The sequence below is a fragment of the Nocardia sp. NPDC004278 genome (assembly GCF_053602975.1).
In genome coordinates this window covers 178,530-190,539 of record NZ_JBSGEQ010000012.1, presented here as the reverse complement: position 1 = coordinate 190,539, position 12,010 = coordinate 178,530, and the positions used below count along the sequence as shown (strand labels likewise).

At 65.8% G+C, this 12,010-nt stretch carries 14 protein-coding genes; 5 read left to right on the top strand and 9 right to left on the bottom strand.

Annotated elements, in window-relative coordinates; genetic code table 11:
- Positions 1-16 precede the first annotated feature (16 nt).
- Positions 17-988 carry an alpha-ketoacid dehydrogenase subunit beta gene (locus ACWEO2_RS20570; RefSeq protein ID WP_452406764.1) on the bottom strand — a complete coding sequence of 324 codons (972 nt, stop codon included), beginning with the start codon at positions 986-988 and terminating at the stop codon, positions 17-19.
- On the bottom strand, positions 985-2,097 hold the full coding sequence (pdhA, locus tag ACWEO2_RS20565) for a pyruvate dehydrogenase (acetyl-transferring) E1 component subunit alpha (RefSeq protein WP_452406763.1): 1,113 nt from the start codon (positions 2,095-2,097) through the stop codon (positions 985-987). Before pdhA ends, ACWEO2_RS20570 begins: the two co-directional genes overlap by 4 nt.
- A 146-nt stretch (positions 2,098-2,243) precedes the next feature.
- Between pdhA and ACWEO2_RS20560 the strand changes: the two genes are divergently transcribed.
- Positions 2,244-2,738 (top strand): Lrp/AsnC family transcriptional regulator, encoded by a 495-nt coding sequence (locus tag ACWEO2_RS20560; RefSeq protein WP_355186610.1) that lies wholly within the window; start codon positions 2,244-2,246, stop codon positions 2,736-2,738.
- Positions 2,739-2,832: 94 nt separating this feature from the next.
- On the opposite strand, the gene ACWEO2_RS20555 is transcribed toward ACWEO2_RS20560, so the two are convergent.
- From ACWEO2_RS20555 to ACWEO2_RS20545, 3 genes are read right to left on the bottom strand one after another with little or no spacing between them, the layout of a single operon-like run.
- The gene (locus tag ACWEO2_RS20555) at positions 2,833-3,054 is read right to left on the bottom strand and encodes a type II toxin-antitoxin system HicB family antitoxin (RefSeq protein ID WP_327095706.1); all 222 of its coding nucleotides are present in this window, start codon (positions 3,052-3,054) and stop codon (positions 2,833-2,835) included.
- Positions 3,055-3,103: 49 nt separating this feature from the next.
- The gene (locus ACWEO2_RS20550) at positions 3,104-3,526 is read right to left on the bottom strand and encodes an acyl-CoA thioesterase (RefSeq protein WP_354953560.1); all 423 of its coding nucleotides are present in this window, start codon (positions 3,524-3,526) and stop codon (positions 3,104-3,106) included.
- Positions 3,523-4,482 carry an AraC family transcriptional regulator gene (locus ACWEO2_RS20545; RefSeq protein WP_452406762.1) on the bottom strand — a complete coding sequence of 320 codons (960 nt, stop codon included), beginning with the start codon at positions 4,480-4,482 and terminating at the stop codon, positions 3,523-3,525. The genes ACWEO2_RS20550 and ACWEO2_RS20545 overlap by 4 nt, the downstream gene beginning before the upstream one ends.
- Before the next feature lie 80 nt (positions 4,483-4,562).
- Here ACWEO2_RS20545 and ACWEO2_RS20540 point away from each other — a divergent pair, with 80 nt between their 5' ends.
- A complete protein-coding gene (locus ACWEO2_RS20540; RefSeq protein WP_452406761.1) occupies positions 4,563-5,411 on the top strand; it encodes an NAD(P)H-binding protein in 849 nt (282 codons plus the stop codon).
- Positions 5,412-5,633: 222 nt separating this feature from the next.
- Positions 5,634-6,917 (top strand): MFS transporter, encoded by a 1,284-nt coding sequence (locus ACWEO2_RS20535; protein WP_452406760.1) that lies wholly within the window; start codon positions 5,634-5,636, stop codon positions 6,915-6,917.
- Between the two features lie 3 nt (positions 6,918-6,920).
- On the opposite strand, the gene ACWEO2_RS20530 is transcribed toward ACWEO2_RS20535, so the two are convergent.
- Positions 6,921-7,823, bottom strand: coding sequence for a TIGR03620 family F420-dependent LLM class oxidoreductase (locus ACWEO2_RS20530; protein WP_452406759.1), 903 nt, complete (start codon positions 7,821-7,823; stop codon positions 6,921-6,923).
- A gap of 89 nt (positions 7,824-7,912) precedes the next feature.
- Between ACWEO2_RS20530 and ACWEO2_RS20525 the strand changes: the two genes are divergently transcribed.
- The gene (locus ACWEO2_RS20525) at positions 7,913-8,452 is read left to right on the top strand and encodes a TetR/AcrR family transcriptional regulator (protein WP_452406758.1); all 540 of its coding nucleotides are present in this window, start codon (positions 7,913-7,915) and stop codon (positions 8,450-8,452) included.
- 34 nt (positions 8,453-8,486) lie between these two features.
- Positions 8,487-8,726: a hypothetical protein gene (locus ACWEO2_RS20520; RefSeq protein WP_355186624.1), complete on the top strand. Its 240-nt coding sequence runs from the start codon at positions 8,487-8,489 to the stop codon at positions 8,724-8,726.
- A 132-nt stretch (positions 8,727-8,858) separates the two neighbouring features.
- Here the strand turns inward: ACWEO2_RS20520 and ACWEO2_RS20515 are convergent, their stop codons facing one another.
- From ACWEO2_RS20515 to ACWEO2_RS20505, 3 genes are read right to left on the bottom strand one after another with little or no spacing between them, the layout of a single operon-like run.
- Positions 8,859-10,289: an NAD(P)(+) transhydrogenase (Re/Si-specific) subunit beta gene (locus tag ACWEO2_RS20515; RefSeq protein WP_354953578.1), complete on the bottom strand. Its 1,431-nt coding sequence runs from the start codon at positions 10,287-10,289 to the stop codon at positions 8,859-8,861.
- Complete coding sequence (locus ACWEO2_RS20510; protein ID WP_355186628.1) at positions 10,289-10,627, bottom strand: NAD(P) transhydrogenase subunit alpha; 339 nt, start codon at positions 10,625-10,627, stop codon at positions 10,289-10,291. Before ACWEO2_RS20510 ends, ACWEO2_RS20515 begins: the two co-directional genes overlap by 1 nt.
- Complete coding sequence (locus tag ACWEO2_RS20505; protein ID WP_452406757.1) at positions 10,627-11,745, bottom strand: Re/Si-specific NAD(P)(+) transhydrogenase subunit alpha; 1,119 nt, start codon at positions 11,743-11,745, stop codon at positions 10,627-10,629. The genes ACWEO2_RS20510 and ACWEO2_RS20505 overlap by 1 nt, the downstream gene beginning before the upstream one ends.
- Positions 11,746-12,010: the final 265 nt, after the last annotated feature.

Genomic DNA, 12,010 nt, shown 5'->3' with positions numbered 1-12,010 from the left:
TCTCAGTCAGCGGTAGTCAGGCGGCGAGCGAGCGATCGACCGCGGCGAGGATGCGGTCCGGATCGGGCAGGTGGTGCTTTTCGAGCTTAGCCGGGGGGTAGGGGATGTCGAACCCACCGACGCGCAGAACCGGCGCCTCCAGGTGGTAGAAGCAGCGTTCGGTGATCCGCGCGGCGATCTCGGCGCCGAGTCCGGCGAAGACCGGCGCCTCGTGCGTCACGATCAGCCTGCCGGTCTTGGCCACCGACGCCTCGATGGTGTCGAAGTCGATCGGCGACAGACTGCGCAGATCGATCACCTCTAGCGAATGGCCCTCCTCCGCGGCGATTTTCGCGGCGGTAACGGCGGAAGCCACGGTGCCGCCATAGGCGACGATGGTGGCGTCGTCACCATCGGTGCAGACGCGCGCCCGGTGCAGTGGCAGTGCGTCGGCGTCGAAGTCGACCTCGGCCTTATCCCAATAGCGCCGCTTGGGTTCGAAGAAGATCACCGGATCATCGAGCGCGATCGCCTGGCGGATCATGAAGTACGCGTCGGCGGGATTGCTCGGCGTCACCACGCGCAGTCCGGCGGTGTGCGCGAAATACGCCTCGGGCGACTCGGAGTGATGCTCCACCGAACCGATCCCACCGCCGAACGGAATGCGAATCGTGATGGGCGCGATCACCTTTCCCTGCGTCCGATAATGGATCTTGGCGACCTGCGAGACGATCTGGTCGAAGGCCGGATAGACGAAGCCGTCGAACTGGATCTCGCAGACCGGCCGCCAGCCGCGCAGTGCCATGCCGAAAGCCGTTCCGACAATGCCGGATTCGGCCAGCGGCGTATCGATGACGCGATTGTTCCCGAAATCCTTCTGCAGGGTGTCGGTCACTCGGAACACCCCGCCGAGGCGACCGATATCCTCCCCCATCAGCACGACCTTCGGGTCGTCGTCCATGGCCCGTCGCAGCCCGGCGTTGAGTGCGGCGGCGAAGGTCGTGATCATGTGGGAACTCCTTCCGGTCGCGCGGTGGCCTGGCCGGGATCACCGGCCAGGTACGCCGCGTACTCGCTGCGCTCTTGGCTGATGAGCGGATGCGAGGTGGCATAGACGTGATCGAACAGCTGCGACGGCGCCGGATCCGGCATGTCGATGGTCGCGGTGCGCACCTGGTGCGCGACTTCGTCCGCGCGGGCACCGACCTGACGCTCGAATGCCTTGTCCCACAGCGTCTCTCGTTCGAGTAGCTTGCGCATCCGCTCGATCGGGTCGCGGCGGGCCCATTCCTCGGTCTCGGCGGCGGAGCGGTAGCGCGTCGGATCGTCGGCGGTGGTGTGCGGGCCCATCCGATAGGTGAGGGCTTCGATGAAGGACGGGCCGCCACCGGTCCTGGCCCGCGCGGCGGCCTGTCGGGTGACCGCGAGCACGGCGAGTACATCGTTGCCGTCGACCTGTACGCCCGGAATCCCATATCCGTAGGCGCGCCGCGCGATCGGGGTCGCGCTCTGGATTCGGACCGGGGAACTGATCGCCCAGTGGTTGTTCTGGCAGAAGAACACCACCGCCGCGCTCCAACTCGCGGCGAAGCCGAGTGCCTCGGCGAGATCGCCCTGGCTGGACGCACCGTCACCGAAGTAGGCGATGGTCGCGATCTCCGCGCCGTCGAGGTGGGCGGCATAGGCGTAACCGGTCGCGTGCAGGCCTTGGGAGCCGACGATGATATTCGGATTGGTCATATTGACCGCGCGCGGATCCCAGCAGGAGTGCGCGACCCCGCGCCACATCCGGGTGAGTTCGGTGGGATGGACGCCGCGACAGTAGGCCACGGCGTGCTCGCGGTAGCTGCAGAAGACGTAATCGTCGGGGTTCAAGGCGTATGCCGAGCCGACCTGCGCGGCCTCCTGCCCGAGCATCGGCGCCCACAGTCCGAGTTGCCCCTGCCGTTGCAGCGCGGTTGCCTCGACGTCGATCCGACGGGTGACGACCAGGTCCTGGTACAGCGCACGCAGCTGTTCGGGCCCGATATCGGTGATCAGGGCGGCGTGTTCGCGATCGAACACGCGACGGCCGTCGGGTTGTACCAACTGAACCGGGTACTCGGTTTTATTCGTCATTCGGGATCGCCTCCTGACTGCGAGCACAGGGCGGGTGTGCCCCATATCACATAGCATCCACGAGAAGGCGATGTGCGCAAGTGATCAATACGCGAGTAAGCAGAATGCCCAATTCTGAACCGCGAACTGATGTCATACTGCGTCGTATGACCAGTAGAGAACCCGCCGACGTGACCTTGGACGCCACCGACGCGCGGCTATTGCTGGAACTGGTCGCCAACCCACGTGCGACCGGCGTCGAGCTGGCCACCCGGCTCGGTTTGTCCCGCAATACCGTGCAGGCGCGGCTGTCGCGCTGGGAGGCGAGCGGGGTGCTCGCGAGCTTCGAGCGCCGGGTGCAACCGCGAGCACTCGGCTATCCGCTGGCGGCCTTCGTCGCGGTCGTCGCCGATCAGCACCGACTGGATTCGGTGGTCGACGAACTCGCCGAAGTGCCCGAGGTGACCGAGGTGTGTGGCATGACCGGGCTGACCGACCTCACCGTGCGGGTAGTCGCGACCGATGCCGACGATCTGTATCGAATCGCCGGTCAGATATTGAAGATTCCCGGTGTGGAGCGCACGAATATGGCATTGGTGATGCGGGAATTGGTCGGCCCACGCACGGCCCCGCTATTGGATCGGCTGGCCGGATCCAGCTAGACCGCATGGCTGCCTGCCGTTCGCACGTGTTCGAAACCGACAGATTCCAAGACTCGCAAGACCTTCCGCACCGGAAGGTCCGACAGCGCCGGGCTCACGCTGCGGTGCCGGGAATCTGGAATGAAGTCACCAATGGTGTGGCAGTTAGCTGGGGTTCCGGCGCCTCGGCGAGGTAGAGCGCGACCGCTTCACGCAGATTGTTCAGAGCCTCCTCGATCGTCTGGCCCTGACTGGCGACATCGACCTCGAGGCACTGTGCGACATACCAGTCCTCTTCCTGGTGCACCGCAGCCGTCAATACTCGCTGATCAGCCATGGAAGTAGTGTCCCACAAGGTCTTCGGCCGCCGCATCGTCCGGCTCGGGTCAGTCGGTGAGGAGGGTGGTGGCGGCGGTGCGGATTATTTCGGGGATTTCTACTGGCTTGCGGGTTTCGTTGTCCACGTAGACGTGGACGAAGGTGCCGGTGGCGGCGAGTTCGAGGGCGTCGCCGTCTTCGCGGAAGATGGCGAGATCGTAGGTGATGCTGGAGCGGCCGAGGCGGGAGACGCGCAGGCCGACCCTGAGCTGGTCCGGGAAGCTGAGCGAGCCGTGGTACTGGCAGGAGGTCTGGGCGACCACGCCGAGGGCGGGCAGTTCACGGATATCGGTGCCGGTGGCGTGCATCAGCCAGGCATTGACCGCGGTGTCGAAGTACGAGTAGTACGTCACGTTGTTGACGTGGCCGTAGTGGTCGTTATCGGCCCAGCGGGTCGGCACCGGCCAGAGGACTGGATACTGCTGCGTCACCCGGCCGACGATAGCTCAGCCGGGGTGGTGCCCTGCCGGTGGTCGCGCGGACTCACGCCGAAGTGGCGTTTGAACGCCGTACTCAGGGCGAACGCGCTGCCGTAACCGACTTGGCGGGCAATGGATTCGATGGTGGCGTCGGATTCCTGCAGCAGGTCGGCGGCCAGGGCCAGGCGCCATTCGGTGAGGAACGACATGGGCGGCTCACCGACCAGATCGGTGAAGCGGCGGGCCAGCGCGGCCCGCGAGACACCGACCGCATCGGCCAGGCTGGCGACCGTCCAACCGTGGGCCGGATTGTGCTGCAGCAGGCGCAGCGCCTTGCCGACCAGCGGATCGCTGTAGGCGTGATACCAGGCGGGCGCGTCATTGCGGGCGAACCAGGCGCGCAGGGCCGCGATCAGCACCATATCGAGCAGCCGGTCCAGTACGACGCCCTGTGCGGGCTCATCCTTGGTGGCCTCGTCGACCAGGATGTCGAGCAGCCGGGTGTCGAAATCGCCGCGCTGCAGCACGATTACCGGCGGCAGGGCGCGCAGCAGCCGCTGACTGGCCGCGCCCGCGGACTCATAGGTGCCGGTCACCATCAGCGTGGCGCCGTCCGCGTCGGTCCCCCACTGACGCACACCGAGACTCAGTGTCTCGCAGAGGATTTCACCGTCGGCCGTCTTGGTGATATTGCCGGGGTCGATGAATATCTGCGGTTCGGTGGCCGGATCGTCGGCGACCGTATAGGGATCGGGACCGCGGAAGATCGCGATATCGCCCGCGCTCAGCTCCCGCGGCTTACTACCAGCCGCATCGGTCATGATCCAGGCCGTGCCACGGATCATCGAGACCACCGTCAGCGGCGCCCGATCCTGGATGCGCAGCGACCACGGCGGATCGAGCAGTGAACACATGACGAACGCGCCTCGGGCGCGTGGACCTTCGAGCAGACTGGCGAGCGCATCCACACATCAACAGTAGACGCTGACACATGATCACGAGCCGCTGAACTATGTCTCGCCGCGGCCAGCGCCGATGTACTGAAACCATGACAAACAGCAGCTCCCACCAGCGTCCCATCCTCGTCACCGGCGGCACGGGCAAGACCGGTGGCCGCGTCGTCGCCCGGCTGCGCGCGGCCGGTCACGCGGTCCGAATCGGATCGCGCGCGGCCGAGATCCCGTTCGATTGGGCCGATCGCGGCACCTGGACACCGGCGCTGTTCGGTGTCGACGCGGTATATATCGCATTCCAGCCGGATCTGGCGGTGCCTGGCGCGCCCGAGACCATCCGCGCATTCGTCAACGCGGCGAAGGCCAACGAGGTGCGCAAGCTCGTCCTGCTCTCCGGCCGCGGCGAGCCGGAGGCCGAGCAGTGCGAGCGGATAGTGCAGGGCTCGGGATTGGACTGGACCATCGTGCGCTGCAGTTTCTTCGCACAGAATTTCAGCGAGGGCGCCTTCCTGGAGTACATCCTCGCCGGTGCGGTGGCGCTGCCCAATGGTGATGTGCCAGAACCGTTCGTGCATGCCGATGATGTCGCCGATGTCGCCGTCGCCGCGCTGACCGAGGACGGGCACGGCGGCGAACTCTACGAACTGACTGGACCGAGGTCGTTGACCTTCGCCGAGGCGGTCGCCGAGATCGCCGCGGCGACCGGACGGACGATCGAGTTCATCCCGATCTCGCGCACCGATTTCGTCGCGGCGCTGACCGAATACCAGGTCCCCGCCGATGTGGTCAGCCTGCTCGACTACCTGTTCGGCACCGTATTGGACGGTAGAAATTCCAAAACCGAGGATGGCGTACGGCGGGCGCTGGGGCGGGAACCGAAAGATTTCCGGGATTTCGCCGATGTGACGGCAGCCACAGGAATCTGGAACATTCAGGGCTCGTAAAATAGTTGGAACGCTACAGAGACCACCGCGCGGACGCCGATCTCAACGGCGAGATCCGCGGAGCCGGTCACCGAGCCGATGATGTCCCGGACCGACTCCCCGCGCGGTTCCCGAATCAACCGCGACCAGGAGGTCGCATGCCAGGACGCGCCTTCGGATAACGCCCGGCTCGAGGTACCGATCGCGAACCGCGCGGGCTGATCAATCGGTACCGTCGAATCGGTGGCCACCACGACGATCGATCCGCAGACCCGGATAGCGCGCGCCGCAGTGTTCGTGGTGTTCGCACTGAACGGCTTCCTGTTGGCCATGTGGGTGGTGCACATCCCGGCCATCACCGACCGCACCGGTATCGCGCACTCCACCCTCGGCATGTTCATTCTGATGCTGGCCGGTGCCGGCATTGTCGGTATGCGCATCGCGGGGCCGCTGGCGGACCGCTTCGGCAGCCGGACCATGGTCGGAGCCGCCGCGGCGATCACCGCGGTGTCGGTGCTCGGCCCCGGACTCGCGACCGGGCCGGTCACCCTGGCGATCGCACTGGCCTGCTTCGGTTTCGGCAACGGCGCGCTCGACGTCTCGATGAATACCCAGGCGGTACATGTCGAGCGGGCGTATCAGCGGCCGATCATGTCGGCATTCCACGCATTGTTCTCCGGTGGCGGCTTACTCGGCTCGCTGTTGGGCGCGGCTGCCCAGAGCGCGGGATGGGATGTGCGCTCGACGTTATCGCTCGCGGCGGTGGGCGGGTTGCTGGTGCTCGCCGCACTTGTGCCGCGACTGCTCGGCGATACCGGATCGGTTGCGGACGAACCGAATCCGGACCCGCTCAGCCCAGATCCGCCGAACGCTGGCACGCACGCGCAAAGCAACATTCCGCCGGGCCATCGACTGGACCGCGTTGTGCAGGACGCGGGCGATGGATCCGAAACGCCCACCCACACAAGCTCGGCGGACCGCTCCCGAAGAGTCCTGGCGCTGGCCGCGATCGCATTCGCGCTCTTGCTGACCGAGGGCGTGGCCGCCGACTGGAGCGCACTGCAGGTCCGCGACCACCTCGATGTCGACGACGCCACCGCCGCACTGGCATTCGGCGCATTCTCCGGCACCATGACCGCGGGCCGCTTCGCCACCGACCGGGTGGCCGGAGCCTTCGGCCGGGTCGCCGTGGTCCGCTACGGCACCTTGATCGCCGCGTGCGGGCTGGTGCTGATCATGACATCCGGATGGGTACCGCTGACGCTGCTCGGCTGGGCCATGTGCGGTCTCGGCCTCTCCGGCGGCATACCGCAAATCTTCACCGCCGCAGGCAATCTCGGCTCCATTACCGCGGCGACCGATATGTCGCGCGTCTTCAGCCTCGGCTACTTCGGCCTGCTCGCCGGCCCCTCCATCATCGGCTGGATCACCGCCATCGTCCCCCTCACCATCGCCATGGTCGTCCCCCTCATCGCCGTCCTACTGTGCTGCCGCTACGCCGGTGTGGTCGACCCCCAGCGGAAATAGCGGTCAGTCCACGAGCGCGGCGAGTTCCCGCCATTGCGGAAGCGGCAGTTCCGTCGGATCGGCGGTGAGCACTTGCAAACACACGTGATCGGCACCCGCGTCCAGATGCTGCCGAACGCGCTCGCCGATCACATCCACATCGCCATATGCCACCACCGAATCCACCAGCCGCGCACTCGGACCGCCCACGATATCCTCGTCACCGAAACCGCATCGGCGCAGATTGGCCACCTGATGCGGCGCGGATTCGAGATACCCGGCGATATGCGCCCTGGCCACCTCGCGGGCCCGCGCCCGGTCGGTATCGAGGACAACAACCTGCTCGACACCGAGAAACGCGTCCGGCCCGATGATCCGCCGCGCCGCCGCGGTGTGTTCGACCGGCGCGTGAAACGGATGTGCACCCCAAGTCCGTTCGGCGGCCAAGGCCAGCATTGCGGGTCCGAGCGCCGCGAGTACCCGTCGGGGCGCGGAGTTCGGCATCGGCCCGTACTGCGGAACGGCGTCCATCGCATCAAGATATCCGCGCATCAGCGCCAGCGGCCTGCCACCGGATGGAACCGTGTAGCCCCCGACTTCGAGGGATCGGCCACCGACCCGCTGACCGCCGAGCCCGAGTAGATAGCGGCCGGAAAACGCCTCGCCGAGCGCACGTTCGGCCGTGGCCATGGCCATCGGATCACGCAGTGCCGCATTGGCAATGCCCGCGGCGACCACGATCCGCTCGGTCGCCCCGAGCAACAGCCACGCCTGCCCGACCGTATCGCGGCCGAATCCCTCGCCGAACCACAGTGCGCCGTAACCCAATTCCTCGATTTCGGCGGCGGCATCGCGCACCCGTCCGGCCGGTTGTCCGTCGAAGGCGAAGGTCCAGATGCCGACGCGACCGAGTTCATGCTCCACCATCACCGTGCTCCCAACACTAAACCGGAGAAGTTCTCCGTTTCCCTGGCGCTACAATAACGGAGAACTTCTCCGGTTAACAAGGGATGCGTATGCGAGTCGACGCTCAGCGGAACTACGAACGCATACTCGAGGCCGCGACCGCGGCATTCGCCGAGGAGGGCCCCGAGGCCTCCCTCAATGACATCGCCCGCCGCGCCGGAGTCGGTCCCGGGACCCTCTACCGACACTTCCCCAACCGGCAGGCACTGCAGGCGGCCGTACTACGCGAGCGGATCGAAGCGCTCTGCGGGCATGCCGAGGCATTGGGGTCGACCGAGCCGACCACGGCGCTCATCGACTGGCTGCGGGCTCTGCTCGTCCACGCCCGTACCGACCACGGCCTGGGCGGCGCGGTGCTGGCCGGACCGGTCGACCTGGATTTCGACTGTCAGCAGGCCATTCACCGATCAGGTGCCGACCTACTCGCCAGAGCGCAGCGCACCGGCGGCATCCGCACGGATATCGCTGTCGACGATGTCATCCAACTGGTCGTGGGCATTGCCCTCGCTGCACGTCATGGCCGCGATCCCGACCAGCCGGACCGCCTGCTCGGCCTCGTCATGGACGCGCTGCGCTGTCCGAGCGAATAGCGTCGCGCCCCAGCGATATCGGTAAGTTCAAGGGATGTTCGACAACAACAGGCTCGAGCGCAGGATCAATCACCTCGAGCGCAAGCTCGACATGATCATGAAGCACCTCGGTCTCCCTGATCTCGTCCCGGCGTCGGCCTCCGGAGAAATCGACGAACTCATTCGGCAGGGCAAGAAGATCCAGGCCATCAAGCTCTATCGCGACCTCAATCCGGGCAGCGGCCTGAAGGAGGCCAAGGATGCGATCGAGGCGCGCGAACGGCATTTGCGATAAGGACTTCTTGGTGTGACGATGCCGCTCGGCACTGCGCGTTGCGCTGTGCGCTGAGGGCGTTCAGCGCGACGGCCCCCTGTTCGTATCGAACAGAGGGCCGTCGCTTGGAAAGTTGCCGCGCACGGCAGGGAGTTACAGCGCCTTCAGTTCCTCGGTGACCGCACCGACCGACTTCTTCGCGTCGCCGAAGAGCATGGAGGTGTGGTCGGCGTAGAACAGCGGGTTGTCGATGCCGGCGAAGCCGGAGTTCATCGACCGCTTCAGCACGATCACGCTCTTGGCCTGGTCGACGTTGAGTACCGGCATGCCGTAAATGGGGCTGGAGGAGTCCTCGCGGGCGGCGGGGTTGGTGACGTCGTTGGCGCCGATCACCAATGCGACATCGGTGCGGGAGAATTCGCCGTTGATGTCGTCCATTTCCTTGAGCGCGTCATAGGAGACCTCGGCCTCGGCCAGCAGCACGTTCATGTGGCCGGGCATCCGACCGGCGACCGGGTGAATGGCGTATTTGACCTCGACACCCTTGGCCTCCAACAGCGAGGCCATTTCCTTGACCGCATGCTGGGCCTGGGCCACCGCCATACCGTAGCCGGGGACCACGATGACCTGGTTGGCGTAGGCCATCTGGATCGCGGCGTCCGCGGCGGAGGTGGCCTTGGCCTGCTTCTGCTCGCCACTACCGGCGCCGGGAGCGGTGCCGCCGCCACCGAAGCCACCGGCGACGATGGCGGGGATCGAGCGGTTCATGGCCTTGGCCATCAGGTTGGTCAGGATGGTGCCGGACGCGCCGACGATCATGCCCGCGACGATCATGGCGGTGTTGTTCAGCGCCAGACCCGCTGCGGCGGCACTCAATCCGGTGAGGGCGTTGAGCAGGGAGATGACGACCGGCATATCCGCGCCACCGATCGGCAGCACGACCATCAGGCCGAGCACACCGGCGAGCACGAGCACGGCGATCATCCAGTACTGCGGCACACCGTCTTTGGTTGCGCCGATACCGATCACCACCGCGGCGGCGATCGCGCCGAGCAGCAGTAGCAGGTTCAGCGGCTGCTGGAGCTTGCCGAGACCGATCGGACGCCCGGGTAGGATTTCCTGCAGCTTGCCGAACGCGATCAGCGATCCCCAGAACGACACCGAACCGATGATCGCCGCGAACAGCGACCCGATCACGATATGGACCGTCGGTTCCTCGTCGAAGTGCGAAAAGCCTTGACTGTTGAGGAATTCCGACCACGCGATGAGCGCGACGGTGCCACCACCGACACCATTGAACGCGGCCACCAACTGCGGCATCGCGGTCATCTTGGTGTATTTCGCGGGTGGCACGCCCAGCACGACACCGACGACCAGACCGGCGACGATCAGAATCCAGTTGGAGGTGTGGCGGATCGAGATCAGGGTGGCCACCACGGCGATGACCATGCCCGCGGCGGCGATCAGATTGCCGCGCACGGCGGTCTTCGGGCCGGTCAGGCCCATCAGACCGTAGATGAACATGCCGAAGGCGATGATGTAGAGACCGTTGACCAGGTAGGTCACATTGTCGAAGGTATGCATCACGCTGCTCCCTCTGACCGCTCCGCGGCGGCGACCTTCACGGGTGCGGCCTTCTTGCCCTTGAACATGCCGAGCATCCGGTCGGTAACCACGAAACCACCGATGACGTTCAGGGTTCCGAATACGACGGCGACGAACAGGATGATCTGGGTCAGGATCGAGGGATCCTCGACATTGCCCAACGTCACCAGAGCGCCGAGCACGACGATGCCGTGAATGGCGTTCGTACCCGACATCAACGGCGTGTGCAGGGTATTGGGGACTTTGGAGATGACGGCGAAGCCGACGAACCCGGACAGCACCAGGATCGCGATATTGGCAAGCAGTTCGGTGTACATCAGGCATCCACCTCACGAGTAACGCAGGAGTCCGCGAGCACCTGGTCACCGAAGTCGGGCGCGATCTTCCCGTCGACCAACATCAGTTCCAGCAGTGCCGCAATATTTTTCGAGTACAGCTCGCTGGCGTGCTCGGGCATGGTGGCGGGCAGGTTCAGCGGCGAGGCGATGGTCACCTCGTGCTTGACCACGGTCTGACCGGGTTCGGTCAGCTCGCAGTTGCCGCCGGTCTCACCGGCCAGATCCACGATCACACTGCCGGGCTTCATCCCCTGCACCGCCGCGGCGGTGACCAGGCGCGGCGCGGGGCGTCCCGGCACCAGCGCGGTGGTGATCACCACGTCGAAGCCCTTGATCGCATCCTCCAACGCCTGCTGCTGGGTGGCCTTTTCGTCATCGGTGAGCTCACGGGCATACCCGCCCTCACCGGCGGCGTCGATACCCAGATTCAGCCACTGCGCACCCACCGACCGCACCTGATCGGCGACCTCGGGGCGCACGTCGTAGCCGGTGGTCCGGCCGCCGAGCCGCTTGGCCGTGGCCAGGGCCTGCAGACCGGCGACGCCGACACCGAGCACCAGCACGGTCGCGGGTTTCACGGTGCCCGCCGCAGTGGTCAGCATCGGGAAGAAGCGGGTCGATTCCGACGCGGCCAGCAGCACGGCCTTGTACCCGGCGACATTGGCCTGTGAGGACAGCGCGTCCATCACCTGGGCACGTGAAATCCGCGGAATCGCCTCGACAGCGAAGGCTTGCACCCCGGCCGATTTCAATGCGGGAATCTGGTTGTCGGCATTGCGGGGGGCGAGGAAGCCGATCAGGGTCTGCCCGCTGGTCAGCTTCGCCACCTCGGCGTCGCTGGGCGGAGCCACCTTCACGACCACGTCGGCCGACCACGGATCACCGATGGTCGCGCCCACCTCTTCATAGGCCGCGTCCGGAATGAGCGCGCCGAGTCCGGCACCCGCTTCGACCACCACTTCCACGCCCTGCTTCAGCAGGCTCGGGATGATCTTCGGCACCAATGCGACACGCCGCTCGCCCGCGTTTGACTCGCGAACGACTCCGACACGCGCTCCGCGCGGCGACTGGTCGCCTACGCTCTGCGTTGTCTCCACTTGTCAGACTTCCTTCTCTGGCTGAGCTTCAAGCAACCGGTCGACGGCCGGACGATGTTACTGGGGAGTAAGTTCGTCCAAATCCTCGCAACTGTACCCGGCTCGCGGTGAGCGTAGCTGAGATGACGGTCACAAGTTGCGGCCGGAATCCGCCGGTATGTCGGATTCGCGACATCGGGACGGACATGGCGAGTACCTCCGGCGCATGCGGTTGATCAGGGCTTTATCGGTTTCGATAGTTGTCGTCGCAGGTAACGGCCACAAG